The sequence below is a fragment of the Bacillus sp. WC2507 genome (assembly GCF_052656125.1).
This window is the reverse complement of the sequence record NZ_JBQXPN010000001.1, coordinates 4,217,118-4,243,952: the sequence shown is the minus strand read 5'-3', so window position 1 is coordinate 4,243,952 and position 26,835 is coordinate 4,217,118. Positions and strand designations below refer to the sequence as shown.

Genomic DNA, 26,835 nt, shown 5'->3' with positions numbered 1-26,835 from the left:
TGTAATGGAGATAGTTTGTGAAGATTTTCAACAGGCACTATCAAAAATAGAATTGCTACGAGAAAACGCCAATATAATAGAAGAAACTGTTCAAAGAAGTGTAAGTGAAATCGTTCAAAATGTGAGGGAGAGTAGGGATGAGGCCCTATCTTTTTATACAAAAAAGTTTGATGGTGTGGAGATGAAAGAATTTCGTGTAAGTGAAGAAGAAATAAAACAAGCGAGTACGTTTGTAGAGAATTCATTTTTAGAAGCGTTACAAGAGGCGAAGAGAAACATTATTTCGTATCACGAAAAGCAAAAAAGGCAATCCATATTCGATTGCGCGAGTGAAGGCATCATTAGAGGACAAATCATTCGGCCGTTAGAAAATGTAGGTGTATATGTGCCAGGCGGAACTGCTTCGTATCCTTCGTCAGTATTAATGAATGTATTGCCAGCAAAACTCGCTGGTGTGAAAAAGATTGTAATGGTGACACCACCAAGGCAAGGGGGAATGGATCCTCATATATTAGCGGCTGCAAGCCTTGCAGGAGTAGATGAAATTTATACGATAGGTGGTGCGCAAGCAATTGCTGCTTTAGCATATGGGACGGAATCGATTCCGAAAGTGGATAAAATAGTTGGACCAGGAAATTTGTACGTCGCTCTGGCGAAACGAGAAGTATACGGAATCGTAAATATTGATATGATTGCTGGACCGTCAGAAATTGTAGTTATTGCTGATGAAACCGGCAATGCAAAATATATCGCTGCTGATTTATTATCACAAGCAGAACATGACGAGAGAGCAACGGCAATTTGTATTACAACGAATATAGAGTTAGCAAAAGAAGTAGAAAAAGAGATAGAAAGACAGTTAGAAACATTAACAAGAAGCGAAATTGCACGTGAATCGATAAATAGAAATGGAGCTATTTTTATCGTTCCTTCTTTAGATGAGGCACTACAATTATCGAATGAAATCGCTCCAGAACATTTAGAGTTACATATAAAAGAACCGATGAATGCTCTAGCTTATGTGAAACATGCAGGATCTATCTTTCTGGGACCATATGCACCGGAACCGCTCGGTGATTATTTAGCAGGGCCGAATCATGTGTTACCGACAAGTGGAACGGCAAGGTTTTTCTCACCGCTATCAGTCGATGATTTCGTAAAAAAATCAAGCTTTCTGTCTTATACGGAGGAAGCGTTAAGAGATGTACAACATCATATTGTAGAACTTGCCAATAAAGAAGGGTTACATGCGCATGCGAGAGCAATTCAAATAAGATTTGAGGAGGAAGAATAATGCGTGAGTCCAGTCAAATACGTGAGACGACAGAAACAAAAATAAAATTAAGTTTGCAGCTTGATGAAGGCAAGAGCGTTTCTATACAAACGGGAGTTGGATTTTTTGATCATATGCTAACTTTATTTGCACGGCATGGAAGATTCGGTTTACAAGTGGAGGCGGAAGGCGATGTATTCGTTGATGCGCATCATACAGTTGAAGATGTTGGAATTGTACTGGGAAATTGTTTGAAAGAAGCATTGCAAAATAAAGAGGGGATTAACAGGTACGGCTCAGCATATGTACCGATGGATGAATCTTTAGGTTTTGTCGCAATTGATATTAGCGGGCGCTCATATATTGTATTTCAAGGAGAATTAACGAATCCGAAGCTAGGGGATTTTGATACAGAACTAACAGAAGAATTTTTTAGAGCAGTCGCTCATGCTGCCAATATTACATTACATGCTCGCATTTTATACGGAAGCAATACACATCACAAAATTGAAGCGTTATTTAAAGCGTTTGGTAGAGCGCTTAGAGAAGCAGTCGAAAGAAATGCCAACATTACTGGTGTAAATTCAACGAAAGGGATGTTGTAATTGATTGCCATTATAGATTATGGAATGGGAAATATTCGTAGTGTAGAACAAGCATTAAAATATATTGGAGCAGAGTACATCGTAACGAGTGATAAAGAAGAGATTCTTAGAAGTGATGGAGTAATTTTACCAGGAGTAGGTGCATTTCCAAAAGCGATGGATGTATTGGAAGAAAAAGATTTAGCTCGTGTGTTAAAAGAGGTCGGGCGTTCAGGAAAACCGCTTCTTGGCATTTGCTTAGGAATGCAGCTTTTATTTGAAAAAAGTGAGGAACTACAAGACTGTAACGGATTAAGTTTATTACCAGGTGTGATTCGAAAGTTAAAGGTTCCTTATAAAATTCCACATATGGGATGGAATGAGTTAAAGAAAGAGGGGGAAATAGCGCTTTGGAATGGAGTAGAAGATGGTTCTTATGTATATTATGTCCATTCTTATTATGCAGATTGTCCAAATGAGATTGTGTATGGGATAAGTGAATATGGAGTGAAAGTACCTGGTTTTGTAGCAAAAGGAAATATATACGGCGCACAGTTTCATCCTGAAAAAAGTGGTGACATTGGAATGCAAATGTTGAAAAATTTCAAAGGGGTGGTAGAAGCATGGAGATCTTCCCAGCTATCGATTTAAAAGAAGGACGATGCGTTAGACTGTATCAAGGAGAGTTTAGTAAAGAAACAGTAATGAATGAAGATCCAGTTGCGCAAGCGATTATATTCGAAAAATTGGGCGCGAAAACACTACACATTGTTGATTTAGATGGTGCAATTGCTGGAGAGTCAGTAAATTTGTCCGTTATTGAAAGGATTTGCAAGGAAGTATGTATTCCAGTGCAAGTTGGAGGAGGAATTCGATCACTTGTAGCGGTAGAGAAGTTATTGTCAGTAGGTGTAGATAAAGTGATTTTAGGAACATCTGCTCTTTATGATAGGACATTTTTAGAAGAAGCAGTTCTTCTATATAAAGAAAAAATCATTGTTGGAATTGATGCGAAAAATGGTTTCGTAGCAACGAGAGGCTGGCTTGATGTATCTGAAATTTCTTACATTGATTTAGCAAAGCAAATGGAGAATGTAGGTGTTCAAACGATTGTGTTTACAGACATTTCGAAAGACGGGACACTTGCAGGGCCGAATGTAGAGCAATTAGAGTTACTACAAAAAAGCGTGGGCATTCGTCTTGTTGCTTCTGGAGGAGTGGCATCTATACAAGATGTGAAAAAATTAAATGATATGAATATATACGGCGTCATAATTGGTAAGGCTCTTTACGAGAAAACGATTGATTTAGAAGAAGTGTTAGAGGTAACAAAGTTATGTTAGCGAAACGCATTATTCCATGTCTAGATGTGAAAGAAGGGCGAGTCGTAAAGGGGGTAAATTTTATAGGATTACAAGACGTCGGTGATCCTGTTGAAATAGCTGCTTTATATAATGATGCGGGAGCAGATGAAATTGTATTTTTAGATATTACGGCAACGCATGAAGGACGAAAAACGATTATAGATGTTGTAGAAAAAACAGCTTCAAAAGTATTTATTCCTCTTACAGTTGGAGGAGGGGTTTCAAGTGTTAAAGATATGTACAATTTACTAAGAGCCGGAGCAGATAAAGTTTCAATCAACTCAGCGGCAGTGCGAAATCCAAAGCTAATTGAAGAAGGGGCAGAACACTTTGGATCACAATGTATTGTCGTAGCAATTGATGCTAGAAAAGTAGCAGAAGATAAGTGGAATGTATATGTGAACGGCGGAAGAGTTGATACGGGAATGGATGCAATCGGGTGGGCAAAGCGTGTTACCGAGCTAGGGGCAGGTGAAATTTTGTTAACGAGTATGGATGCCGATGGAACGAAAAACGGATATGATCTTCGTTTAACAGAAGAAATTTCAAACGGTGTTTCCGTACCAGTCATCGCGTCAGGTGGATGTGGTCATGCTGATCACATCATAGAAGTTTTTCAAAAGACAACAGTTGATGCAGCACTTGCAGCATCCATTTTTCATTATGGTGAGGCGACAGTGCAGGATGTAAAGAGAAAATTAAGAAATGAAAACGTTGAGGTGCGGTTATGAAACCTAACTTTTCAAAAGGATTACTACCAGCAGTTGTAATTGAAGAAGGGACAAAAGAAGTTTTAATGTTAGCTTATATGAATGAAGAAGCATATGAAAAAACGCTAGAAACGAAAAGAACATGGTTTTATTCTCGTTCAAGACAATCGTTATGGAATAAAGGAGAAACATCAGGAAATGTCCAATATGTGCAATCTCTTTATTTAGATTGTGATCAAGATTCAATCGTTGTTGTCGTAAAGCAAGTGGGACCTGCTTGTCATACGGGAGAGAAAACATGTTTTCACTACAAAATTATATAGGGGGATACATATGGAAAATGCCTTTAAATTATTATTTGAAACAATTGAAGAACGAAAGGAAAATCCACTTCCTGAATCGTATACAAATTACTTATTTTCAAAGGGAGAAGATAAAATTTTAAAGAAAATTGGTGAAGAATGCACGGAAGTAATTATCGCATCTAAAAATAATGACAAAGAAGAATTAGTGAAAGAAATGGTAGATGTATTGTATCACTGCTTCGTTTTATTAGCCGAAAAAAATATATCGTTAGAAGATATTATGGAGGAAGTGACAGAAAGAAATGGGAAGCTTTCGAGAGTAGGGGACAGAAGAGAAATAGATACTTTATAAGGGGGAAATGTAGATGAAGGTGGATTATCACATTCATTTAGAAGAAGGGCCATATTCAATAGGATGGCTAGCTAAAATAAATGAAGCCCTACAACAATATGAACCGCTTAAAGAAAAAAAACATTCTATGGAATGGCTTGTGAAAACACAAGAACGCCTGCAAAAACGTGTGAAAGAAGGGCCGTTTACAACGAAATGGATTGATCTATATTTAGAAGAAGCGCTGCGAAAAGGTATAAAAGAAGTTGGTATTGTCGATCATTTATACCGTTTTTATGAAGCAAAAGAATACTATGAAAAATATGTCGATATTAGTGATTCCAAGCTGGGACGTTTACAGAAGGAATGGTTAGACCAAGTAAGGATAGCGTCACTATATGATTTTACAAAAGCAATTGAAGAGGCGAAAGAAAGATGGAGTAAAAGAGGCGTTACGCTTAAACTTGGAATTGAAGCGGATTATTTTATTGGTGGTGAACAAGAATTACAATCTTTACTGGCATTAGGAGACTTTGATTATGTAATTGGTTCTGTTCATTTTTTGAATGGCTGGGGATTTGATAATCCAGATACGAAAGAATATTTTGAGGAACATGACTTATACGCTTTATATGATACGTTTTTCAAAACGGTTGAGTGTGCAGTTCACTCTGGGTTATTTGATATTATAGCTCATCTTGATAACATAAAAGTATTTAATTATCGGTTAGATGAGAATGAACAACTTTCTTATTATAAGGAAATTGCGCGTGCGTTAGTAGAAACAAATACGGCAACGGAAATAAATGCGGGATTGTACTATCGCTATCCTGTGCACGAAATGTGTCCGAGTCCGCTATATTTACAAGTATTAGCTAAGTACGAGGTTCCGATTACTCTCTCCTCGGATGCCCATTATCCGAATGATTTAGGAAAATACGTGGAAGAGAATATGAAGACATTACGTAATCATGATATTACTCACATAGCTACATTTACGAAACGAGTAAGAACGATGAGATTACTAGAAGAAGTAACAATTTCAAAATGAACATGATTTTTTGATGAAAACCCTTCTTTTTGTTCAAAATAAGAAAGAATAAAAAGGAGGGTAAGAAATGGAAAAACAACAAAAGAAACAAAATGTACAAGGTGCAGAGCAACAATCGTATACTTCTGAAACAACGAATACCGCTCAGTCAGTTATTGAGGAGCAAATTAGCGATACAGTTGCAGAGGGAACAATTGATGTGAAGCTTGGAAAAGAATCGCAAGAAAAAGCGTAAAAAGAGGGGAGACTTGCATCTCCTCTTTTTTAATGGAAAAGTGTCGATTTTCAAAACTATAATCAAATTCCTTGGTTTTTATATGTGGATTTCTTACAATGAAAGATAAGAGATATCTTATTTTTATAGAAGAGGTGTTAGTAGTGGCGAAAATATTAGTAGCAGGAAAAATTCCATCAATCGGATTAGAACTATTAAAAGATCATGATGTAGAAATGTACGATAAAGAGGAGTTAATTTCTTTAGATGAATTAACAAAGCGTGTACAAGATAAAGATGCATTGTTAAGCCTACTTTCTACAAAAGTAACAAAAGAAGTTATTGATGCGGCACCTAATTTAAAGATTGTTGCAAACTATGGTGCTGGTTACGATAATATTGATTACACGTATGCGGGCGAAAAAGGAATTATAGTATCGAATACACCGAAAGTATCAACTGAAGCCACTGCAGAATTAACATTTGCTCTTCTTTTAGCAGCGGCACGTAGAATCCCTGAAGGTGATACGCTATGTCGTACAATTGGATTTAACGGATGGGCACCATTATTTTTCTTAGGCCGCGAAGTACATGGTAAGACAATTGGAATTATTGGCCTTGGAGAAATCGGAAAGGCAGTTGCAAAGCGTGCAAAAGCGTTTGGAATGAAAGTTTTATATACAGGACCAAATCGAAAGCCTGAAGCTGAAAGTGAACTGGAAGCAACATATGTAACATTGGAAGAATTACTACAAACAGCAGATTTTATTACAATTAACTGTGCTTATAATCCGACATTGCATCATATGATTGATGAAGAACAGTTTAAAATGATGAAGAAAACAGCGTATATTGTAAATGCTTCACGTGGACCAATTATGAATGAAGCGGCACTTGCTCATGCATTAAAAACAAATGAAATTGAAGGAGCAGCTCTTGACGTGTTTGAATTTGAACCGAAGATTACAGAAGAGCTAAAAGGATTAAAGAATGTAGTACTTGCTCCTCACGTAGGAAATGCAACATTCGAAACGCGTGATGCGATGGCTGAAATGGCAGTAAGAAATATTTTAGCCGTATTAAACGGTGAAGAGCCTGTAACACCTGTAAATCAAAAAGCAGTAGTTACAAAATAAAAAGAAACCTTCCGGAATCGGAAGGTTTTTCTTATTTTTCTTTATTGGCTCTTTTAGATGGTCTTTGTCTAAGAAATTGAGATAGCATATACAAAATATATAGTGGAATAGCAATGAATAAGAAAACAGAAAAATTACCGAACCCTGTTTGGTACATTGTGATAATGATCCCAACTAAAAATAGTGTAATAATGATGCTATATCGTGGAATTGGTACATCTTTTAAACTCGGGATACGAATACGACTCACCATTAAAAATGCGAACGTTACAAATACTGTAATAAGAACGATTTTTGGAATGGTATGTGAAAATAATGTTAAGAAAGCAACAAGCCCTCCCGCTGCTGTAATCGGTACCCCAGTGAAATATTTCATTGAAGTAGAAGATGGTGTTACATTAAATCGTGCTAAGCGATATGCTCCGAAAAGAGGGAATAGTCCCGCTATGTATAGTCCGATGATGCCATAATTGGAGAAAGATGTGTAATACATGAGAACAGCAGGTGCTGCACCAAATGTTACGACATCCGCAAGCGAGTCAAGCTCTTTACCCATTTGTGAATCAACACGTAATAAACGAGCAACACGCCCATCAAGACTATCTAACATCATCCCGATAAGTACTAAAATAGCAGCTGATTTATAATATCCTAAAGATGCATAGCCGATTGACAAGAATCCACTATATAAATTTCCGAGCGTAAATAAGTTTGGAATAGCTGCTCTATACAAAATCTGATCCCTTGCTTTCTGTAATAAATTCTTAATTAGTGTATGAAATTTTACTTATTTTATCATACCATAAATTTCTTCCTCATACGAAAGAAATTCCCAATTTGTGAAAGATTTCATAGCGAAACGATTGGGAAAATAAGTAAAAAAAGAAGCAACTTTTATAAAAGTTGCTTCTTGCACTATTCAAATTTCGTTGTCATTGTTCCGGTTTTATATCGATTGTTAGGATCGAAACGTAATAAATCTCCATAAATGAGTTTGTCGGAGAGTTTCAATTCAGTTTTTGCTTTTTCAATATTCGGTTGACATAATGAAATGTCTGCTTCTTCACCTGTATTTCGTTTATAGCACATGTTCTTTGTATAAACATAATCTTCCGAAACGAAGCTACCATCACGCATTACCATAAGTGGGTTTTCTTCTTTAATAAATAAGTCAGTTCCAAATTCAACGGATTGATTTGTTTTAATACCAAGTAAATGAAGTAGCGTTGGTTTAATATCAATTTGACCAGATACTTTAGAAATGATTTTTCCTTCTTGACCAGGTACATGAATAATGAGAGGGACGCGTTGTAATTGCATAGAATCAAACGGTGTAATAGCGTCTTTCCCAAGGAACTGAGCCATTGCTGCGTTATGGTTTTCAGAAATGCCGTAATGATCTCCATAAATGACAATAACAGAATTATCATACAGTCCTTCGTCTTTTAATTGTTTAATAAATAATTTAAGAGCTTCATCCGTGTAACGAACGGTTGGGAAGTAGCGGTTTACAACACCACTTTCCGAATTAAACTCATCAACATATTGATCTTCTGGATTTAGAAGAAACGGAAAATGGTTTGTTAAAGTAATAAATTTTGTATAGAACGGTTGCGGTAAAGATTTTAGCTTTGGCATAGATTGTTCAAAGAACTCTTTATCTTTTAATCCCCAGCCGACAGACATTTGTTCTGTACCTGTGTAATCATTTAAATTAAAGTAACGATCATATCCAAGGGCAGGATACATTACATCACGATTCCAAAACGTTTTATCGTTTGAATGGAAGACAGCAGAAGAATATCCGTATTTTTTTAATTGCTCTGGTGTAGCTGTATATTCATTTGTTGCGTGAGTAAAGAATACAGAACCGCGGTCTAACGGATAAAGTGAATTTTCAACGATAAATTCAGCATCAGAAGTTTTACCTTGTCCCGTTTGATGATAGAAGTTATCGAAATAAAAACTATCTTTAATAAATTCATTTAAAAATGGAGTGATTTCTTTTCCATTTATTTTTTTATTAATAACAAAACTTTGTGTAGATTCCATTGAAATCAAAATTACATTTTTACCTTTTGCAGCTCCAAATAAGTTTTTATCAACTTGCTTATCTTTTGAGTCTGTATAGTTTTTAATTTCAGAGAACCCGTCACCACTTGCAAATACACGTTCAGCTGAAGATTTAGATTGAAGTGTAATATCAAATAGATGATATGTGTATAAACCTAAATTTTTCACGACTGTTTGACGATCAAATGAGCGTGAGAACATTTGTGGTTTATAAATAACTGAAACAACAATTTGTAGTGCTAATAAAGCTGTTACACCGCTAAAGAAAGTTCGCTTCTCAGAGCGAGAAAGCGGCGTCTTGTCACAAAATGCCGGGAATTTACGCGAAAGAAACATTAAAATAATTGCATCTGCAAATAAAAGTAATGTTTTATACGTAAAGAGTTCTTTTATACTCGTCCCTAAATCAGCCATATTGTTTGTTTGGAATAAAACTGGGAACGTAACGAAATCGTTATAAAACCCATAAAACATTGCATTTCCAAATAAAATAAAGGACAGTATAAAACTGATTCCAATTATAATTCTGTTTCGGTGCTTAGATGCGAATAAAGCAAAACCGAAAAATAAAAGTAACGCAGCTAGTGGATTAATAAAAAGCATAAATTCTTCAAAGAAATTATCAATTTTAATATCAAATGCTAGCTTGTACACAATATATGTTTTTATCCATAATAAAACGACTGCAACGAGTGCGAATCGCAGTTTTGGAAACAGACGTTGTAGCATAATATACTCCTCTCCTAAAAGCATGACAGTTCTTGTGGGCCGGTTTGATTAGCGCCTCATTTTATATATACGAACAGTCCTTTGTTATTATGTTTATTATACTATGAGTATCATTATACGAAAATAAAAGAGAGTTGTGGGCTTTTTTATAATAATTGAGTAGAAAAAGGGCAGAGGGAGACAATAAAACGGAGTTTCTATGTATGATAATTATCGTGCGCAGAAAGAATCGTGTAATAATACGGAGGTTATAATGCGAAAATTATTATATTTTATAGTATGCAGTAGTGTTATACTTTTTGCTTCACCGAGTGTGTCAGTAGCCCAATATGATGCACCTCTTATGGAAGATGCCCTTTATTCTGTTTTATTTCCGAAAATAAATAAAGCGATTGAAAAACAATATGGGAGTTTGAAGCCTTATCAATGCCCTAAAATTATTAGTTTAAAAAAAGTGTATAGCGGTACATATTTATTTCAAGCGAGTATTGAAGTGACGAAGTATGAACGAGTTGCTGGGAAAATTGCTCCACCATTTGAGAAGGTAACGATTATATTTAATAACGAAGAAGGCGAATGGGAAGTGACAAAGATTTTAGTAAAGCGCTTACCAGATGATACAAAACTAAACTGTAAAAAAACAATATAAAAAATTGTTTGACAAATAAAATGGTCCTTTGGTATTGTTAATAGCATCAATTAGATGTTTGAAAATTAAATAGACTTACCTCATCTACTCTCAAAGGTAGAGGCCGCGATAGGAAAGAGTAAGCTATGGGAGATTTAATGGAATCTGTGATCATAGGTTGAAAGGGACTATTGCCGAAATATAAGAATAACCATCTTATTCATATATTGGGACTGCATTGAATAAATGTAGTACTGTCATAAGATTTATTTTATGGAGAGCTATTTGGAGATGTTGATGCGGTTTCTTATTTTGAGGAGATAACAACTCGTTTATTTTTTCAATATATATTTTTCCTAATAAGAAACGCGTGTGAACATTGTTCCGCGCGTTTTTTGTCTATCTAAAAGCGTGCTGCAATGAATAGAAGATTGGGGTTATGAGTTTTAGAGGAAATAAGGGAGGAATTCAAATGTATTTACACGGCACAAGCCGAATCAATGGGCAGGGACACTTAGAAATTGGAGGGTGCGATACGACGCAGCTAGCAAAACAATACGGAACACCACTTTATGTATACGATGAAGAGTCTATTCGAGGAAAGTGCCGCGCGTTTCATCGTGCTTTTAAAGAAAGTGGTTTCTCTTATCAAGTAGCATATGCAAGCAAGGCGTTCTTGTGCATGGAGATGTGCCGAGTAGCTCGTGAAGAAAATATGTCATTAGATGTTGTTTCTGGAGGAGAATTATATACTGCGCTTCAAGCAGGATTTCCAGCATCGCGTATTCATTTTCACGGCAATAATAAAACAGAAGAAGAAATCGTGATGGCTCTTCAGGCTAATGTTGGTTGTTTTGTCGTAGATAATTTTTTGGAATTAGAAATTTTGCATGATTTAGCAGTGCAACACGGGAAATTTGTGAACATATTAATTCGTGTAACGCCTGGAGTAGAGGCGCACACACATGAATATATTACAACAGGTCAAGATGATTCGAAATTTGGATTTGGCGTGTCAAATGGTCAAGCGATGCAATCAATTGAGCTTGCTTTACAAAAATCAAATTATAATGTGTTAGGAATTCATTCACATATCGGATCGCAAATATTTGAAACGGCTGGATTTGTTCGAGCGATTGAAGTTCTTCATCAATTTTTAGAACAGGTGAGAGAGCGCGCGAACTATGTAGTAAAAGTATTAAATGTAGGCGGAGGATTCGGAATACGCTACACAGAGTCAGATACACCATTAACTCTTGAGACATATGTGCGAGCTGTAACAAGTGCGGTGAGGGAACAATTTACGGTATGTAATTATCCCTTGCCAGAAATATGGGTTGAACCAGGCCGTAGTATTGTAGGGGATGCTGGAACGACAATTTATACAGTCGGATCTGTGAAAGACATTCCTGGTATTCGGAAATATGTATCAGTGGATGGTGGGATGACTGATAATTTAAGACCTGCTTTATATAACGCTCGTTATGAAGCGATGTTAGCGAATCGAGGGAATGATGAGAATGAGGAAATTGTTTCGATTGCTGGGAAGTGCTGTGAGAGTGGAGATATGTTAATTTGGGATATTACTCTACCGAAAGTTGCTTCTGCCGATTTACTAGCGATTTCTTGTACAGGGGCATATGGGTACTCGATGGCAAATAATTATAATCGGATTCGTAGACCGGCTGTCGTCTTCGCGAAAGGCGGCACATCACAAATTGTTGTAGAGCGTGAAACATATGAAAATATTATTGGGAACGATCGCATACGTATTAAAGAACTTGTTTAAGTAAGGAAAGGGAGTTGTTCTGAGGGGCAATTCCTTTTTTATAAAGTGAAACTATAATCAGTGTGGGCATTCCCCACTAATTATTAGTCCCCATCAATTGGGCGTTTACAGGCAGCAAGGCACTTTTCTCTTGCTGGATTTTGAGGTAAGAATTGTACGGCCTCTAAATGGTGGTATAAAATAAATAAAATATATCGGAAAACTAGGATTGAAAAAAATCAGAATTGTGATAAAATACAAATACAAAGCTTATCAAGAGAAGCGGAGGGAACTGGCCCAACGAAGCTCGGCAACCTGCTTATAGAAAGCAAGGTGCTAAATCCAGCAAAATGGAATCCATTTTGAAAGATAAGGTAAAATATATTACCGAACAGTCTTTTCGAAATGGGAAAGATTTTTTTTATGAATAAAAAAGGGGGGCTGTTCGCGTGAGCGTACGGGAACATTTTGAGGAAGTATCTGAGAAAATTCAAGCGATGCTTGCTGATATGAAATATGGTTCAATTACAATTGTTGTGCAAGATGGGAAAGTCATTCAATTAGAGAAAAGTGAAAAAGTACGTTTAAAGTAAAAAAAGCGCTGACTAGAAAAACTAGAGGCGGTTTTAACCTATTTTATGAGGTTAAAACCGTCTTTTTGCTTTTACAGGGGGAAAAAACATGTTGACGTATGAAACGTGGGATGAAAATGGCATTTCATTTTCGGAAGAAGATGAAACGAAAGGCGCGTTGTCAGTTTTAAGTTGGGCTTATAAAGAGTATAAAGATGAAATCGTATACGCATGTAGCTTTGGAGTGGAAGGTATGGTCTTACTGCATCTTATAAACCAAGTAAATCCATCTGCTAAAGTTGTATTTTTAGATACAAATGTTCATTTTCAAGAAACATATGAATTAATTCAAAAAGTGCGGGGACGATTTCCTTCATTAAATATTATAGAAAAACAGCCGGAACTTACACTTGATGAACAAGCGAAGCTGCATGGTGAGAAATTATGGGAAAGTAATCCGAATCTTTGTTGTAAAATTAGAAAAATTTTACCGTTAGAAAAATCATTAGCGGCGGAAAAAGCATGGATATCGGGCTTAAGGAGGGAACAATCAGAAACGCGTAAGCATACAAAGTTTATAAATCAAGATCATCGCTTTCAATCTATTAAAGTTTGTCCGCTCATTCATTGGACGTGGAAAAAGGTATGGCGATATGTATACAAACATAGCTTGCCGTATAACCCATTGCATGATGTTGGATATCCAAGTATTGGGTGTGAGAAATGTACGTTACCTGTAGGAGAGGGTGGCGATTCGAGAGATGGTAGATGGGCCGGGAAAGTGAAAACTGAATGTGGTCTTCATTACCAATAAGATGAATTTGAAAATAAAGTTAAGAGAGGGTATAGAAAATGAGTACAGTAAACAAATTAATAAATCGTGTAGACGAGACATACGACGTATCACAAATTGAAAAAGAAATTCAGCTAGATAACATTGCATTAAGTGATTTAGAGCTATTAGCGACAGGGGGATATAGCCCGCTTACTGGTTTTTTAGGAAAGAAAGATTATGATTCGGTCGTAGAAACGCTTCGTTTAGCTAATGGGATCGTATGGAGTATACCAATTACATTACCAGTAACAGAAGAAGTAGCAGAGACTCTAAAAGCTGGGGAGGAAGTAAAACTTGTTAACGGTGGAAATGTATATGGTGTCATTCAAATAGAAGATATTTTTGTACCAGATAAGGAAAAAGAAGCGTTACTAGTGTATAAAACAACGGATGAGGCTCATCCTGGAGTGAAAAAATTATACGAAAGACCGAACGTTTACGTTGGAGGAGCAATTATTCTTACGAAACGTTTTGAAAATAATCCGTTTCCTTCTTATCATTTAGATCCAATTGAAACGAGAGAAGAATTTAAAAAACGTGGTTGGAAAACAGTAGTTGGATTCCAAACGAGAAATCCGGTGCATCGTGCCCATGAATATATTCAAAAATCTGCTCTTGAAATTGTAGATGGCCTCTTTTTAAATCCACTCGTTGGGGAAACGAAGTCGGACGATATTCCTGCTGATGTAAGGATGGAAAGCTATGAAGTATTACTTCAAAATTATTATCCGAAAGATCGTGTCTTTTTAAGTGTATTTCCTGCAGCAATGCGTTACGCAGGACCGAGGGAAGCGATATTTCATGCGTTAGTCAGAAAGAATTTTGGATGCACCCACTTTATTGTAGGGCGCGATCATGCAGGGGTAGGAGATTATTACGGTACTTATGAAGCGCAAGAAATTTTTACAAACTTTACAGTGGAAGAGTTAGGGATTACACCGTTATTTTTTGAACATAGTTTTTACTGCACGAAATGTGAAGCGATGGCTTCGACGAAAACATGCCCGCACGGAAAAGAAGATCATGTCATTTTATCTGGTACGAAAGTAAGAGAACTATTAAGAAACGGTGAGGTTCCGCCAAGTACATTTAGTCGTAAAGAAGTAGTGGAAGTACTAATTAAAGGTTTGAAAAAAGAAGTAGTAACAGAATAGGGAGAGAATGAGATGGATACGAATATTACTTGGCATACAGCATCTGTTTCAAAAGATGAGAGAAGAGTAAAAAATGGGCATCATAGTTTTGTAGTTTGGTTTACTGGATTATCAGCTTCAGGTAAATCTACGGTAGCGAACGCGGTTGCTCGTAAACTATTTGAAAAGAATATTGGAAACTATGTACTAGATGGAGACAATATACGCCACGGTTTAAATAAAGACTTAGGTTTTTCTGAAAGTGATCGTATGGAGAATATAAGACGGATTGGCGAAGTAGCGAAACTATTTGTAGATCAAGGTACTGTTGTTCTTACAGCGTTCATTTCACCATTTCGATTAGATCGAAAACAAGTTAGAGATCTATTAGCTGCAGATGAGTTTATAGAAGTGTTTGTAAAATGTCCAATTGAAGAGTGTGAAAAACGTGATCCAAAAGGGCTTTATAAAAAAGCTAGAAAAGGTGATATTAAGGAATTTACAGGTGTTGATTCACCGTATGAGGAACCAAAGCAAGCGGAATTAATTGTAGAAACGCATAAGTATTCTATTGAAGAATGTGCAGAACAAATTGTTAAGTACTTACAAGAGCGTAGTTTTATATAGGGGGATTTAAAAATGAGTTATGAAAAAGTATGGGCTAACAATGAAAAATTAAATCAGACTGAGAAAAATAAGTTAAAAAAAGATGGTTTGGAAATCTTTAATGATATTCCTTACTATGCTGAAAATGGATTCGAATCTATTCCGAAAGAAGAGTGGGACGCATTTAAATGGGCAGGGTTGTATTTACAAAGACCGAAAGAAGCTGGTTATTTTATGATGCGTGTCAATATTCCTTCAGGGATTATTACGAATGCACAGGCAGAAGTGCTTGCTTCTATCGCTGAGGATTATGGGCGTGACGTAATAGATATTACGACAAGACAGGCGATTCAGTTTCACTGGTTAGAAATTCATCAAATTCCAGATATTTTTAAAAGGTTAGCGCGAGTGGGGTTATCTTCAGCTGGAGCGTGTGGTGATATAACGCGTAATATTACAGGGAATCCACTTGCGGGTATTGATGCGAATGAACTGTTGGATACAACTGGTATTGTGAAAGAGGTATATGACTACTTCCAACATAATGAAGAGTTTTCTAACTTACCACGTAAATTTAAAATGTCTATTAGTTCTAACATTTATAACTCAGCAAACGCAGAGATTAACTGTGTTGCATTTACACCTGCAAAGAAAGAGATAGATGGTGAGGAAAAAGTTGGTTTTCATATAAAAGTAGGCGGTGGATTATCAGCTCGTCCATACTTAGCTGATGAATTAGATGTATTTGTTTTACCAGAAGAAGTAAAGACGGTAGCGATTGCGATTGCTACAATATTCCGTGATTTTGGATATCGTGAAAAACGTCATTTAGCCCGTTTGAAATTTCTTGTTGCAGACTGGGGAGCAGAGAAGTTTAAAGAGAAACTAATAGAGTATACAGGACCATTGCAAAGTAAAGGGGAAAGTGCTCTCAAAGGTTGGAATGCGGGATACTTCTATGGTGTCCAAGACCAAAAACAAGATGGACTAAAATATGTAGGTTTTAATGTGCCGGTAGGACGTCTGCATGCAGAAGAAATGTTTGAGATTGCAAGAATTGCTAAGCAGTATGGAAATGGACAAATTCGTACATGTAATTCGCAAAACTTCATTATTCCGAATGTTCCGCCAAAAAATGTGGCGGGTTTACTAAATGAGCCGTTGTTTGAAGCAATATCAGCAAGTCCGAAATCGTTTATTGGTCATGCGGTTTCTTGTACTGGTATTGAATATTGCAATCTTGCTTTAGTAGAAACGAAAGAAAGATTGCGAAAAATCGCCGAATACTTAGATACACAAATTGCACTCGATGTTCCGGTTCGTATTCATATGGTAGGATGCCCGAATTCATGTGGTCAACGTCAAATTGCTGACATTGGATTACAAGGGGTGAAAATGAAAACGAAGGAAAAAGGAATTGTTGAGGCATTTGAAATATATGTAGGTGGAACGTTGTTAGATGGTGGTGCTTATAATCAAAAGTTAAAAGGAAAAATAGATGGCGAGGATCTACCTGATGTACTTGCATCATTTATAAGTTATTTCAAAGAGAATAAATTACCAGCTGAAACGTTTTATGATTTTGTCGGCCGAGTTGGTGTAGAGACATTACAAATAGCGTTAAATAATGTGCTAGAAGAAGTAATAGCGTCTTAGGAGGGACAATATGGATTTATATCGATTTGAAGCTGTGTTAGTAAATAGTATTGTTCCGATTGTTGTCGTTGCTCAAAGTGAAGAACAGGCGTTTAAGCTGGCGGAGATGGAGCTTGAAAAACATTTTTTACCGCTGCCAGAAGTAAAGGAGATTTCCCTATTTGAAAAAAAGAAGATTCGAAAAGGTGCGGCATTTGTTATTCATGAGTAAGGAAAAAGTAATACGAAATAATGAAAACTTCCATTCGTATATAAGGATGGAAGTTTCACTTTAATAGTAGAAATGAGGAGAGATGATGGGGAAGGTTTATATCGTTGGTGCGGGTCCTGGTGATCCAGATTTAATTACTGTGAAAGGGTTGAAATGTATTGAGAAGGCAGATGTTATTTTGTACGACCGTCTTGTAAATAAAGAGTTGCTTTCCTATGCAAAGCCCGAAGCAGATTTAATTTATTGCGGAAAACTACCAAATTATCACACGATGAAGCAAGAGACAATTAACATGTTTCTTATTAAATATGCGAAAAAAGGAAAAGTTGTAACGAGGCTTAAGGGCGGTGATCCATTTGTATTTGGTAGAGGGGGAGAAGAAGCTGAAGCGTTAGCAAAGCAAGGTGTACCATTTGAAATCGTTCCTGGTATTTCAGCTGGAATAGCTGCGCCTGCTTATGCTGGTATTCCGGTGACGCACCGTGATGCAAGTGCGAGTTTTGCTATTGTGACGGGACATAGGAAAGAAGATGCTGCAGAGGAAGTGAAGTGGGAAAATTTAGCGAAAGGTGTAGAGACATTGGCGGTATATATGGGGGTTAGTAATTTACCCTACATATGTGAACAACTGATGAAGCATGGAAAGGATAAAAGTACACCTGCTGCTATTATTGAACGGGGAACGACATCTATGCAACGTACAGTTGTAGGGACGTTAGGGACAATTATAGATATTGCGAAAAAAGAACAAATTCAAAATCCGAGCATGATTGTAATTGGAGAAGTGGTCCGTTTTAGAGAAAGAATCCATTGGTTTGAGAAACAGACAGAAAGTACGTATCAAGTAAGCGGAGTGTTATAAAATGAAGGCCATCTTATATATATGTCATGGAAGTCGTTTGAAAGCGGCTAAAGAAGAAGCAGTTGCGTTTATTACGTCATGTATGAACCGTGTAGAGGCGAGTATTCAAGAAGTTTGTTTTTTAGAGTTAGCGAATCCAACTATTGATGAAGGGTTCCGTACATGTGTGAAGCGTGGTGCTACAGAGATTATTGTTATTCCAGTTTTTTTATTAGCGGCAGGTCATGTGAAAAAAGATATCCCGTTTGAATTGGAGAAGTTAACTAAGCAATTTTCGAATGTTAAAGTGACCTATGGTAACCCGTTTGGTGTATCAGAAACACTTGTTAAATCGGTGTATAGCGGAAGTGGCATTGAACAGGAAGATAAGAATGAAGTGACGCTACTTCTCGTTGCAAGAGGGAGCAGTGATCCTGAAGTATTAAGAGATATAAACTGGATTGCTTCTTTATTTCAAACAGAAGAGAAGATTAAAAAAGTAGAAGTTTGTTATTTAGCGGCTGCCGAGCCAAAATTTGAGGAGAAGTTAAAGGAAGTTGTAGAACGAAAAGAAAAGAACATCGTTGTGCTGCCTTACTTGTTATTTACAGGTTTACTTATGAAACATATTGAAAAAGAAGTGCGCCAATATGAGTTGGATGAGATAAAAATAAGTCCGTATTTAGGAAAGAATGAAGCGTTTCAGTATATGTTAATTCAGAAAACGAAGAAATTATTGAAGGGAGATCAATATGTATCCACTTACAGTGCGAGTTGAGAAGAAACGTGTTGTTGTCATTGGTGGAGGGAAAGTCGCGGGATTTAAAATTATTCCTTTACTAAAACAAGGTGCGGATATAGTTGTGGTAAGTCCTGAATTGGATGCGAATTTAGTGAAACTTGTAGAAGAAAAGAAAATTCGTTGGTATCAAAGGGAGTATGAAAAAAGTGATATTAAAGACGCTTTTTTAGTTGTTGCAGCGAGTAGTGATGCTGTATTAAATGAACAAATTGCTGAAGATAGCGCAGAGAATCAATTAGTAAATGTTATTACGAACCCGGAAAGTGGTAATGTTCATTTTCCGGCAGCGATTCATCGTGGATTACTGAATGTGGCTGTTTCTACCGGAGGAGCGAGCCCGAAACTTGCAAAAAAAATTCGTGATGATATCGCAAATAAATATGATGAGGCGTATGAAGCGTATCTTGATTTTTTATACGAAGTTAGAGTAAAAGTGAAAGCATTACAAATAGAGAAAAGGCAGAGAAATATATTGTTGCAAGAGGTATTAAAGTCGATATATGTTCAAAATGAACAAAAAAGAGAATTGTTTTTACAAGAATTAGAGAGAAGAGTTCATATAGGATAATGAATAAATTGTACTTTACAACTATAAAAATATAATTTATAATCACTAGTAACTTCAATAGATGAAATCGATGAGCAAGAAGAGTATGTATATTTGATACGTTCAGAGAGCTGGGGTAAGGTGTGAGCCCGGTACGATAAAATATACAGAATGGGCTTGCGAGAGGTATGTTGAACATTGTAGTAGGCAACCCGGGTTCCGCCGTTAAAAGGATAGAGTATCGGAATTTTCCTGTACTTGAACAAGTGGGATTTATCAATCCAATTGAGGTGGTACCACGGTATTAACATTACATATATCGTCCTCTACATGCATATTTGCGTGTAGGGGACTTTTTTATTTTCTAAAGGAGGTGTGCGAGTATGAAATGAAAGTGTATAATTGATAAAAGTTTAAATATTCAGAAAAGGGGAATTTATGATGAAAGAAACACAGCAATGGACGTCGAAAATAGGCTTTGTACTCGCAGCAGCTGGAGCCGCAGTAGGTCTTGGTGCAATATGGAAATTTCCGTATGTTGCAGGTAATGGCGGGGGAGGCGCATTCTTCTTTGTATTTTTACTATTAACTTTATTTATAGGTATGCCCCTTCTAATAGCTGAATTTGTTATTGGGCGTAGTACGCAAAAAGAGGCAGTTACAGCGTATAAAGTATTAGTGCCAAATAGCAAGTTATATCCTTGGATTGGTCGCATGGGAGTTGTTACTTGTTTTAGTGTACTATCTTTTTATAGTGTTGTAGGTGGATGGATTTTACTGTACTTATACTATAGTGTTACAGGTAGCTTCTGGAATGGTGTTGTTGATTATGGGAAATTGTTTGGTGAAACGATTTCAAATCCAGTAAGCGCGATTGGAGCGCAATTTATCTTTATGCTTTGCACAATTTTTGTTGTAAGTAAAGGTGTAGAAAAAGGGATAGAGAAGGCAAGTAAGTATATGATGCCGCTATTATTTATTTTATTTATTGCGATCATTGTTCGTGCATTAACACTTGATGGTGCTTTTGCAGGAGTAGAGTTCTTCTTAAAACCTGATTTTTCAAAGCTTACAGCAGATACAATTTTATACGCGATGGGACAATCATTCTTCTCGCTAACAGTAGGTGCCTCAGTAATGGTAACGTATAGTTCGTATTTGAAGAAAGAAGAACATTTGGCGAAATCAGCAACATCTATTGTAAGTTTAACTGTTTTTATTACAGTACTTGCAGGATTAGCAATTTTCCCGGCGATTTTCGCATTAGGCGTTAAGCCGACTGAAGGACCAGGACTACTGTTTATCGTCCTTCCAGCAGTATTTGCGAAAATACCATTTGGACAATTTTTCTTCATTATGTTTTTAGTTTTATTCTTCTTTGCAACGTTAACCTCTGCAATTTCTATGCTTGAAATTGTAGTAGCATCTGTTGCGAAAGATAATGAGAAAAAGCGTCCGTCAGCATCGTTATTAATTGGTATTCTTATTTTTGCAGTTGGAATCCCGTCAGCATTATCATTTGGAATTATGAGTGATGTGAAAATATTTGGTAAGACATTCTTTGATTTCGTCGATTTTTCGGTAAGTAATGTATTGCTGCCGTTAGGAGTACTAGCTATTTCGCTATTTGTACCAAATAAAATGAGTAAAGAAATGTTAATGAAAGAATTAGAAGTTACAGAAACGAAAGGGAAAACATTATTTAATATTTGGTTCTTCTTGCTTCGTTATGTTATTCCAGTAACTGTGATTATTGTATTTTTAAATGCAATAGGCGTACTTAAAATGTTTGCATAATAAAAAGACGGAGAAATCTCCGTCTTTTTATTATGCTGTAGGTGTATTTAATAAACGATTATATGCTTTATAGGCTGTTACGACTGCTACGAATGATCCGATTAAAAATAATGCTGAACCACCAAATGTAAATAGCCGGCCAATATAAGTTTCTCTAGCCTCTTCGATTTTTTGTTGTAATTGCGTATTCATATGATTCACCTCGTAAAATATAGGCATTTAGTTGTAGTCTATGTGGAATGCCTATAGTGTGTGAAGTGGAAATAAAAAAACTCGGTATGCACCGAGTTTTTTTATAATCCGATATAAGGAGATGGATCAACTGCGTTTGTTTTGCCGACATTCCATTCTCCAAGGTGAAGTTCGAAGTGTAAATGCTGTCCGTATGATTGACCAGTGTTCCCCATAAATCCAAGTTGAGTTCCTTGTTTTACAGTTTGTCCATTAGATACAGAACGGCTACTCATATGAGCGTATACTGTTGTGTATGTTTTTCCGTTAATACGGTGAGATAAGTACACAACATTTCCGTAACTAGATGATAATTCTGAGCGAATAACAACGCCATCAGCAGCAGCAATAATTGGTACGGTTCCTGAAGCTGCGATATCGATTCCTTTATGGTTATCTATAGAGCGCACGCCAAACCCAGAAGTTTTTGATCCAGCTGCTGGCTTAATAAAGCCGCCAATATTTGTATCGTGTGGTGTTGGAGCTGCTTGAGCTTTTTGAGCAGATGTAGTAGCTTGTTTACGAGCTTCTTCTGCCTTGCGGGCTTCTTCAGCTTTACGAGCCTCTTCGGCACGTTTTTCTTCTTCAATTGCTTTTTGAACAGCTTGACGCTGGTTTTCTAAAATACCTTTGGATTCTTCTAATCCTTCAATCTCTGAATCTACTTTTGCTACTTTCGTATGTAGATCACTAATAAAGGTTTGCTGCTGTTGCTGATTCGTTTGCAACTCTTGTTGTTTTTGAACTAATTTCTGTTCGGATTCTTTTAATTGTTGCTCTTTTTTCTCAACAGCCTCTTTTTCAGTTGCTACAGCATTTTGGTCAGTTGTTTGCTTTTTCACAATATCTGTATCATTGTTTAAAATTAAACTTACAGAGTACATATTATCAACAAGATCTGCAATGTTTGTAGAATTTGTTAATACCTCTGTAATGATATTTGTACGAGGTTTTTCTTGCATAGATTGTAAACGTTGCTTAATAACTTCCTGACGCGTATCTATGTTTGTTTGTAATTGCTCTATATGTTTCTTTTTTTCAGCGATTACTTGTTGTGTTTTACTAATTTCTTTTTTTGTATCGTTTAATTCAGCTTCGTTTTTATTAATAGAAGTAGTTAGGTCGTCGATTTTCTTTTGTAATTCTTGAATTTCCTTTTCTATTTGTTCTTTCTCGGCTGATTTATTTTGTAAGTCATTTTGTTTTCCTTCTAATTCAGATTGAATATTAGATAATTTATCTTGATTCGTTTCAGCGTATGCGGGTGAAAGAAACGGAGAAACAAAAATCGTTCCTGCTGCTAAAACACTGAACGCTGTAAATTTCTTTTTCATGGTTGTCTGGCTCCTTTCCCTATGAATGTTATATATCATAAGAAGAAGGGTGTCTATCGTTGTAACCATAATGTAAAGAAAATTTTATAAAATTGCTAAGTTTTGTCGGAAATTATCGTCTTTTAACGATAATTTTCACGGTAGATGGATTTTTAAAATTCATGTAAAAAGGATGTATTATTTAATTTTCGTTGTAAAATAAAGGGAAAAATACATTTGTTTTATATAGTGAAATATTAGATGAGAATCCAATAAAACACTGATAAGGAATCGTTCTCATGTGAGGTTTTCTGACATGGGTTTTGTTTTTGTCAAGAAAATTATTTGCGTTCGGGCAAACTTATTTTGTTGTCAGATTTAAAATTTTGATTTATGATTTTTAACAGGGACAAAATGTAGTGAATTGTCGAATAATATGTAATACTCTTAATTTCATGTTTTTATAGAGATAGAATGAGAGATAGAGTGACACATCGAAGAGGGGGTTACAACAAATATGAAAAGAATAGGACTTGCATGGCAAATATTAATAGGACTTGCGCTTGGTATTGCAGTTGGGGCGATTTTCTTTGATAATCCAGCGGTTGTGAAATATTTACAACCAATTGGTGATATTTTCATCCGATTAATTAAAATGATCGTTGTACCAATTGTTGTAGCAAGTATTGTTGTTGGGGTTGCTGGTGTTGGCGATGTTAAAAAACTAGGCCGACTAGGCGGAAAAACAATTCTTTATTTTGAAATTATTACAACAATTGCAATTATTGTCGGTCTATTAATTGCGAATATTTTCCAACCGGGAAAAGGCGTAAATATGGATCAGTTAACGAAGACAGATATTTCAAAATATACACATACGACAGAGCAAGTGCAAAGTCATTCATTTGCAGATACATTTGTAAATATTGTTCCAACGAACATTATGAAGTCATTAGCTGACGGAGATATGCTTGCTATTATCTTCTTCTCTGTATTATTTGGTTTAGGTGTAGCAGCAATTGGTGAAAGAGGAAGACCGGTTCTTCAATTTTTCCAAGGTGTAGCTGATGCAATGTTTTATGTAACAAACCAAGTTATGAAATTTGCACCATTTGGTGTGTTTGCACTAATTGGTGTTACAGTTTCTACATTCGGTCTAGCTTCATTAATTCCATTAGGGAAATTACTTATTGTCGTATATGGAGCAATGATCTTCTTCGTCGTAGTTGTCTTAGGACTTACAGCGAAAATATTTGGAATTAATATTTTCCAATTCTTTAAGATTTTAAAAGACGAGCTGATCTTAGCATATTCTACAGCGAGTTCAGAAACAGTTTTACCGAAAATCATGGAGAAAATGGAGAAGTTCGGTTGTCCGAAAGCAATTACATCTTTCGTTATTCCGACAGGTTATTCATTTAACTTAGATGGATCAACTTTATATCAAGCAATTGCGGCTATTTTCTTAGCACAAATGTACGGTATTGATTTATCTATTACACAACAAATTACATTATTACTTGTATTAATGGTTACATCAAAAGGTATCGCAGGTGTACCAGGCGTATCATTCGTTGTATTATTAGCGACACTTGGTACAGTAGGTATTCCACCTGAAGGTTTAGCATTCATCGCTGGTATTGACCGTATTTTAGATATGGCTCGTACAGCAGTTAACGTTGTAGGAAACTCTTTAGCAGCTGTAGTTATGTCTAAGTGGGAAGGTCAATATGACGCTGAAAAAGGACAAGCTTATTTGAAAGAGATTTCTGAAAAAGGACAAGCGGCTTAATTATAATATGAACAAGCTCTCACATAATATGTGGGAGCTTTTCTGTATATAGAAGAGGAGTAGACGTAATGAAACGTAAATATGGTGACGGTTCTTCGTGGAAGCGACTAATAGAGAAGGATTATACGGTTAAGAAAATAGAAGAGGGAATGCTAGGAATACTGGAAATGAAAAAGGTGAAAGAACCAAGTTGTAAAGAATATGATGGTAAAGAACTTTGTATTGCAGCGGATCAGTATACGTGGATTCAATATTTCATAGACGGGAAAAACTTTGCGATTACGGCTATGTTAGATGATCAGAAAAAATTAGTGCAATATTATATCGATGTGGCGAAAGAATATGAAATAGACGACCGTGGTTTACCGTATTTTGATGATTTATATTTAGATGTAGTGTTATTAGCGAATGGTAAGATGTATGTACTAGATGAAGATGAGCTAGAGGGTGCTTATAAAAGTGGCGATGTTACAAAAGGAGAGTACGAGTTAGCTTGGTACACTACGAAATGGATAATAGCTGCAATAAAGAATAGTGAATTTTATTGGATTTCAATATTGGAAGAAGAAATCAAAAAGTTAAAATGATTGTTGTATTCAAATTTTTGCATAATTACCAAAAAAATCTATACAAAAAATAATTGACTTTTGTTTTGTAAGCGAGTAAAGTTAGGGAAGAAATTATTATTAAAAAATAAATATGAAACCTTCTTATAAAGAGAGGCGGAGGGACTGGCCCTACGATGCCTCGGCAGCGGACTCGATTTCAGAGTGCTGTGCCAAATCCAGCAAGCATGTGCTTGAAAGATGAGAAGAGTGTTTCTTATAGATGTATAAGACCTCTTCTCATTGGAAGAGGTCTTTTGTTATTCATTAGAAAAAGGTTGAAACTAGGGAGAGATGGTACTTTGAAAGAAACGAGAGGAAATGGTTTGGCTTTATTACCACTTGGAATATTTTTGGCGCTATTTATTGGTTCTGGAATTATTACAGGTGATTTCTATAAATTGCCGATACTTGTAGCGATTTCAATTGCTGTAGGAGTCGCTTTAGCAATGAATCGTAAAGAAAGTTTTAATGTAAAAGTGGAACGATTTGCTAAAGGTGCAGGGAACCCAGATATTATGATTATGGTTTTGATTTTTGTACTGGCGGGAGCGTTTTCTGAAACAGCAAAATGGATGGGCGGCGTTGATTCTACAGTTAACTTAGCGTTATCAATTTTACCGCAAGGATTTATCGTAGCTGGAATTTTTGTTATAGGGGCATTTATTTCATTAGCGATGGGAACTTCAATGGGAACAATTGCTGCATTAGCACCAATTGCTGTAGGTATTAGTGGGCAAACTGATATCTCAATTGCACTTACGATGGCTACTGTCGTAGGCGGAGCGATGTTTGGTGATAATTTATCATTTATTTCAGATACAACAATCGCAGCTGTACGTTCACAAGGAACAGAAATGAAAGATAAGTTTAAAACGAACTTTTTAATTGTATTACCAGCAGCTATTATTACAATTGTACTTTTAGTAATCGTCACTTTAGGAAGCGATACGCAGATTAAAGCGCATAGCTTTGACTGGATAAAGATTTTACCTTATGCAGGAGTACTTATTACAGCGCTACTTGGTTGGAATGTACTTATCGTGTTAACTGGTGGAACTGTACTATCTGGCGTTATCGGTCTTTTAGATGGAAGTTACACGTTAGAGAGTTTCTTTAAAAGTGTAACGACTGGAATGGGCGGTATGATGGAGTTAGTATTACTAGCTATTTTAATTGGCGGTATGGTCGAACTGATTCAATATAATGGTGGCATTCAATATTTAATGAATATTTTAACGCGTAACATTCGTTCAAAAAAAGGAGCAGAGTTTGGTATTGCTGGCTTAGTGAGTATGACGAATATGTGTACAGCGAATAATACAATTTCTATTATCTTTACAGGTCCACTTGCGAAAAATATTGCAGATCAATATGAAATTGATCCTCGTAAATCAGCGAGTGTATTAGATCTTTTCTCATGTTGTGTGCAAGGATTAATTCCGTATGGTGCGCAAATGTTAACGGCAGCAGGATTTGCGGCGTTATCTCCAATTGAATTGTTGCCATATGCGTTTTATCCAATCTTAGTTGGAGTATGTGGAATCATTTCTATATTAATTGGTTTCCCGAGGTTTTCTAAAGTAGCGGGAAAGAAAGAGTATCATAAAACAGCATAATGAATAGTAACGAAAGCCGTACAGAGAATATTCTCTGTACGGCTTTTTATGTGCGATAAAAGAGTAAAGCATCCGATCTTACCGCATGTTTTTACAAAAGGCTGAATGC

29 protein-coding genes, 3 riboswitches and 1 other annotated feature are annotated in these 26,835 nt (G+C 36.2%); of the genes, 25 read left to right on the top strand and 4 right to left on the bottom strand.

All coding sequences use genetic code 11. The features are described from left to right. The first annotated feature begins 4 nt into the window (after positions 1-4). The 10 genes from hisD (at position 5) to ACUN28_RS22300 (ending at position 6,968) form a co-directional block, all read left to right on the top strand. Positions 5-1,294 carry a histidinol dehydrogenase gene (gene hisD, locus ACUN28_RS22345; RefSeq protein ID WP_016088723.1) on the top strand — a complete coding sequence of 430 codons (1,290 nt, stop codon included), beginning with the start codon at positions 5-7 and terminating at the stop codon, positions 1,292-1,294. Continuing rightward, the gene (hisB, locus tag ACUN28_RS22340; RefSeq protein ID WP_016088722.1) at positions 1,294-1,878 is read left to right on the top strand and encodes an imidazoleglycerol-phosphate dehydratase HisB; all 585 of its coding nucleotides are present in this window, start codon (positions 1,294-1,296) and stop codon (positions 1,876-1,878) included. The genes hisD and hisB overlap by 1 nt, the downstream gene beginning before the upstream one ends. Beyond that, entirely contained in the window at positions 1,879-2,508 is a 630-nt protein-coding gene (hisH, locus tag ACUN28_RS22335; RefSeq protein ID WP_016088721.1) for an imidazole glycerol phosphate synthase subunit HisH, read from the top strand. Next, positions 2,481-3,200, top strand: coding sequence for a 1-(5-phosphoribosyl)-5-[(5-phosphoribosylamino)methylideneamino]imidazole-4-carboxamide isomerase (gene hisA, locus ACUN28_RS22330; RefSeq protein ID WP_016088720.1), 720 nt, complete (start codon positions 2,481-2,483; stop codon positions 3,198-3,200). Before hisH ends, hisA begins: the two co-directional genes overlap by 28 nt. After that, positions 3,194-3,952, top strand: coding sequence for an imidazoleglycerol phosphate synthase cyclase subunit (hisF, locus tag ACUN28_RS22325; protein WP_016088719.1), 759 nt, complete (start codon positions 3,194-3,196; stop codon positions 3,950-3,952). Before hisA ends, hisF begins: the two co-directional genes overlap by 7 nt. Beyond that, positions 3,949-4,254, top strand: a complete 306-nt coding sequence (gene hisI / locus ACUN28_RS22320) for a phosphoribosyl-AMP cyclohydrolase (RefSeq protein WP_016088718.1) — start codon at positions 3,949-3,951, stop codon at positions 4,252-4,254. Before hisF ends, hisI (ACUN28_RS22320) begins: the two co-directional genes overlap by 4 nt. Before the next feature lie 10 nt (positions 4,255-4,264). After that, positions 4,265-4,588: a phosphoribosyl-ATP pyrophosphatase gene (hisI, locus tag ACUN28_RS22315; protein ID WP_016088717.1), complete on the top strand. Its 324-nt coding sequence runs from the start codon at positions 4,265-4,267 to the stop codon at positions 4,586-4,588. Between the two features lie 13 nt (positions 4,589-4,601). Beyond that, a complete protein-coding gene (locus ACUN28_RS22310) occupies positions 4,602-5,618 on the top strand; it encodes a histidinol phosphate phosphatase domain-containing protein (protein ID WP_016088716.1) in 1,017 nt (338 codons plus the stop codon). Between the two features lie 67 nt (positions 5,619-5,685). Next, complete coding sequence (locus ACUN28_RS22305) at positions 5,686-5,853, top strand: DUF4025 domain-containing protein (RefSeq protein ID WP_016088715.1); 168 nt, start codon at positions 5,686-5,688, stop codon at positions 5,851-5,853. A gap of 143 nt (positions 5,854-5,996) precedes the next feature. Further along, entirely contained in the window at positions 5,997-6,968 is a 972-nt protein-coding gene (locus ACUN28_RS22300) for an NAD(P)-dependent oxidoreductase (protein ID WP_033660137.1), read from the top strand. 31 nt (positions 6,969-6,999) lie between these two features. On the opposite strand, the gene pssA is transcribed toward ACUN28_RS22300, so the two are convergent. Both pssA and ACUN28_RS22290 read right to left on the bottom strand, forming a co-directional pair. Beyond that, the gene (pssA, locus tag ACUN28_RS22295) at positions 7,000-7,701 is read right to left on the bottom strand and encodes a CDP-diacylglycerol--serine O-phosphatidyltransferase (protein ID WP_000285422.1); all 702 of its coding nucleotides are present in this window, start codon (positions 7,699-7,701) and stop codon (positions 7,000-7,002) included. A 182-nt stretch (positions 7,702-7,883) separates the two neighbouring features. Next, positions 7,884-9,770: an LTA synthase family protein gene (locus ACUN28_RS22290; RefSeq protein ID WP_016088713.1), complete on the bottom strand. Its 1,887-nt coding sequence runs from the start codon at positions 9,768-9,770 to the stop codon at positions 7,884-7,886. A gap of 253 nt (positions 9,771-10,023) precedes the next feature. On the opposite strand from ACUN28_RS22290, the gene ACUN28_RS22285 reads away from it, so the two are divergent. The 12 genes from ACUN28_RS22285 to ACUN28_RS22230 all read left to right on the top strand — a co-directional run bounded on the left by ACUN28_RS22285 (position 10,024) and on the right by ACUN28_RS22230 (position 21,166). Beyond that, complete coding sequence (locus ACUN28_RS22285; protein ID WP_033659649.1) at positions 10,024-10,419, top strand: DUF3888 domain-containing protein; 396 nt, start codon at positions 10,024-10,026, stop codon at positions 10,417-10,419. 89 nt (positions 10,420-10,508) lie between these two features. Next, positions 10,509-10,690, top strand: a riboswitch (Lysine riboswitch). A 180-nt stretch (positions 10,691-10,870) separates the two neighbouring features. Next, positions 10,871-12,187, top strand: coding sequence for a diaminopimelate decarboxylase (gene lysA / locus ACUN28_RS22280; protein WP_016088711.1), 1,317 nt, complete (start codon positions 10,871-10,873; stop codon positions 12,185-12,187). 246 nt (positions 12,188-12,433) lie between these two features. After that, positions 12,434-12,542, top strand: a riboswitch (SAM riboswitch). 73 nt (positions 12,543-12,615) lie between these two features. Beyond that, positions 12,616-12,759 carry a YezD family protein gene (locus ACUN28_RS22275; protein WP_000116163.1) on the top strand — a complete coding sequence of 48 codons (144 nt, stop codon included), beginning with the start codon at positions 12,616-12,618 and terminating at the stop codon, positions 12,757-12,759. Positions 12,760-12,847: 88 nt separating this feature from the next. Then, positions 12,848-13,552, top strand: coding sequence for a phosphoadenylyl-sulfate reductase (locus ACUN28_RS22270; RefSeq protein ID WP_016088710.1), 705 nt, complete (start codon positions 12,848-12,850; stop codon positions 13,550-13,552). 38 nt (positions 13,553-13,590) lie between these two features. Beyond that, complete coding sequence (gene sat / locus ACUN28_RS22265) at positions 13,591-14,727, top strand: sulfate adenylyltransferase (protein ID WP_016088709.1); 1,137 nt, start codon at positions 13,591-13,593, stop codon at positions 14,725-14,727. A gap of 12 nt (positions 14,728-14,739) precedes the next feature. Then, positions 14,740-15,333: an adenylyl-sulfate kinase gene (gene cysC / locus ACUN28_RS22260; RefSeq protein WP_016088708.1), complete on the top strand. Its 594-nt coding sequence runs from the start codon at positions 14,740-14,742 to the stop codon at positions 15,331-15,333. 12 nt (positions 15,334-15,345) lie between these two features. Continuing rightward, positions 15,346-16,968 carry a nitrite/sulfite reductase gene (locus ACUN28_RS22255; RefSeq protein WP_016088707.1) on the top strand — a complete coding sequence of 541 codons (1,623 nt, stop codon included), beginning with the start codon at positions 15,346-15,348 and terminating at the stop codon, positions 16,966-16,968. 10 nt (positions 16,969-16,978) lie between these two features. Beyond that, entirely contained in the window at positions 16,979-17,179 is a 201-nt protein-coding gene (locus ACUN28_RS22250) for a DUF3906 family protein (RefSeq protein WP_000366917.1), read from the top strand. 85 nt (positions 17,180-17,264) lie between these two features. Beyond that, positions 17,265-18,041 (top strand): uroporphyrinogen-III C-methyltransferase, encoded by a 777-nt coding sequence (gene cobA / locus ACUN28_RS22245; RefSeq protein ID WP_016088706.1) that lies wholly within the window; start codon positions 17,265-17,267, stop codon positions 18,039-18,041. A gap of 1 nt (position 18,042) precedes the next feature. Then, on the top strand, positions 18,043-18,798 hold the full coding sequence (locus tag ACUN28_RS22240; RefSeq protein WP_016088705.1) for a sirohydrochlorin chelatase: 756 nt from the start codon (positions 18,043-18,045) through the stop codon (positions 18,796-18,798). Next, complete coding sequence (locus tag ACUN28_RS22235) at positions 18,773-19,390, top strand: NAD(P)-binding protein (RefSeq protein WP_016088704.1); 618 nt, start codon at positions 18,773-18,775, stop codon at positions 19,388-19,390. The genes ACUN28_RS22240 and ACUN28_RS22235 overlap by 26 nt, the downstream gene beginning before the upstream one ends. Positions 19,391-19,451: 61 nt before the next feature. Further along, positions 19,452-19,699 (top strand) — a binding site (T-box leader). Between the two features lie 111 nt (positions 19,700-19,810). Continuing rightward, positions 19,811-21,166, top strand: coding sequence for a sodium-dependent transporter (locus ACUN28_RS22230; protein WP_016136601.1), 1,356 nt, complete (start codon positions 19,811-19,813; stop codon positions 21,164-21,166). A 30-nt stretch (positions 21,167-21,196) separates the two neighbouring features. On the opposite strand, the gene ACUN28_RS22225 is transcribed toward ACUN28_RS22230, so the two are convergent. Both ACUN28_RS22225 and ACUN28_RS22220 read right to left on the bottom strand, forming a co-directional pair. Then, positions 21,197-21,358 carry a hypothetical protein gene (locus tag ACUN28_RS22225; RefSeq protein ID WP_016088702.1) on the bottom strand — a complete coding sequence of 54 codons (162 nt, stop codon included), beginning with the start codon at positions 21,356-21,358 and terminating at the stop codon, positions 21,197-21,199. A 101-nt stretch (positions 21,359-21,459) separates the two neighbouring features. Then, entirely contained in the window at positions 21,460-22,731 is a 1,272-nt protein-coding gene (locus ACUN28_RS22220; protein WP_016136602.1) for a murein hydrolase activator EnvC family protein, read from the bottom strand. Positions 22,732-23,227: 496 nt separating this feature from the next. Here ACUN28_RS22220 and gltP point away from each other — a divergent pair, with 496 nt between their 5' ends. The 3 genes from gltP (at position 23,228) to ACUN28_RS22205 (ending at position 26,726) form a co-directional block, all read left to right on the top strand. Further along, positions 23,228-24,502 (top strand): glutamate/aspartate:proton symporter GltP, encoded by a 1,275-nt coding sequence (gene gltP / locus ACUN28_RS22215; protein ID WP_016133985.1) that lies wholly within the window; start codon positions 23,228-23,230, stop codon positions 24,500-24,502. 68 nt (positions 24,503-24,570) lie between these two features. Further along, complete coding sequence (locus ACUN28_RS22210; RefSeq protein ID WP_445423419.1) at positions 24,571-25,089, top strand: DUF402 domain-containing protein; 519 nt, start codon at positions 24,571-24,573, stop codon at positions 25,087-25,089. A 120-nt stretch (positions 25,090-25,209) separates the two neighbouring features. After that, positions 25,210-25,315, top strand: a riboswitch (SAM riboswitch). A gap of 94 nt (positions 25,316-25,409) precedes the next feature. Further along, a complete protein-coding gene (locus tag ACUN28_RS22205; protein WP_033660048.1) occupies positions 25,410-26,726 on the top strand; it encodes a Na+/H+ antiporter NhaC family protein in 1,317 nt (438 codons plus the stop codon). The last annotated feature ends 109 nt before the right edge of the window (positions 26,727-26,835 follow it).

Excerpts from the sequence above, each read along its gene's own strand:
- cobA (WP_016088706.1), top strand. The coding sequence starts at position 17,265 with ATGGGGAAGGTTTATATCGTTGGTGCGGGTCCTGGTGATCCAGATTTA.
- ACUN28_RS22235 (WP_016088704.1), top strand. The coding sequence starts at position 18,773 with ATGTATCCACTTACAGTGCGAGTTGAGAAGAAACGTGTTGTTGTCATT.
- ACUN28_RS22250 (WP_000366917.1), top strand. The coding sequence starts at position 16,979 with ATGGATTTATATCGATTTGAAGCTGTGTTAGTAAATAGTATTGTTCCG.
- hisI (WP_016088718.1), top strand. The coding sequence starts at position 3,949 with ATGAAACCTAACTTTTCAAAAGGATTACTACCAGCAGTTGTAATTGAA.
- ACUN28_RS22290 (WP_016088713.1), bottom strand. The coding sequence starts at position 9,770 with ATGCTACAACGTCTGTTTCCAAAACTGCGATTCGCACTCGTTGCAGTC.
- sat (WP_016088709.1), top strand. The coding sequence starts at position 13,591 with ATGAGTACAGTAAACAAATTAATAAATCGTGTAGACGAGACATACGAC.
- ACUN28_RS22255 (WP_016088707.1), top strand. The coding sequence starts at position 15,346 with ATGAGTTATGAAAAAGTATGGGCTAACAATGAAAAATTAAATCAGACT.
- ACUN28_RS22285 (WP_033659649.1), top strand. The coding sequence starts at position 10,024 with ATGCGAAAATTATTATATTTTATAGTATGCAGTAGTGTTATACTTTTT.
- hisF (WP_016088719.1), top strand. The coding sequence starts at position 3,194 with ATGTTAGCGAAACGCATTATTCCATGTCTAGATGTGAAAGAAGGGCGA.
- cysC (WP_016088708.1), top strand. The coding sequence starts at position 14,740 with ATGGATACGAATATTACTTGGCATACAGCATCTGTTTCAAAAGATGAG.
- gltP (WP_016133985.1), top strand. The coding sequence starts at position 23,228 with ATGAAAAGAATAGGACTTGCATGGCAAATATTAATAGGACTTGCGCTT.
- ACUN28_RS22310 (WP_016088716.1), top strand. The coding sequence starts at position 4,602 with ATGAAGGTGGATTATCACATTCATTTAGAAGAAGGGCCATATTCAATA.
- hisA (WP_016088720.1), top strand. The coding sequence starts at position 2,481 with ATGGAGATCTTCCCAGCTATCGATTTAAAAGAAGGACGATGCGTTAGA.
- ACUN28_RS22305 (WP_016088715.1), top strand. The coding sequence starts at position 5,686 with ATGGAAAAACAACAAAAGAAACAAAATGTACAAGGTGCAGAGCAACAA.
- lysA (WP_016088711.1), top strand. The coding sequence starts at position 10,871 with ATGTATTTACACGGCACAAGCCGAATCAATGGGCAGGGACACTTAGAA.
- hisI (WP_016088717.1), top strand. The coding sequence starts at position 4,265 with ATGGAAAATGCCTTTAAATTATTATTTGAAACAATTGAAGAACGAAAG.
- ACUN28_RS22225 (WP_016088702.1), bottom strand. The coding sequence starts at position 21,358 with ATGAATACGCAATTACAACAAAAAATCGAAGAGGCTAGAGAAACTTAT.
- hisB (WP_016088722.1), top strand. The coding sequence starts at position 1,294 with ATGCGTGAGTCCAGTCAAATACGTGAGACGACAGAAACAAAAATAAAA.
- ACUN28_RS22270 (WP_016088710.1), top strand. The coding sequence starts at position 12,848 with ATGTTGACGTATGAAACGTGGGATGAAAATGGCATTTCATTTTCGGAA.
- ACUN28_RS22210 (WP_445423419.1), top strand. The coding sequence starts at position 24,571 with ATGAAACGTAAATATGGTGACGGTTCTTCGTGGAAGCGACTAATAGAG.
- ACUN28_RS22220 (WP_016136602.1), bottom strand. The coding sequence starts at position 22,731 with ATGAAAAAGAAATTTACAGCGTTCAGTGTTTTAGCAGCAGGAACGATT.
- ACUN28_RS22240 (WP_016088705.1), top strand. The coding sequence starts at position 18,043 with ATGAAGGCCATCTTATATATATGTCATGGAAGTCGTTTGAAAGCGGCT.
- ACUN28_RS22230 (WP_016136601.1), top strand. The coding sequence starts at position 19,811 with ATGAAAGAAACACAGCAATGGACGTCGAAAATAGGCTTTGTACTCGCA.
- hisD (WP_016088723.1), top strand. The coding sequence starts at position 5 with ATGGAGATAGTTTGTGAAGATTTTCAACAGGCACTATCAAAAATAGAA.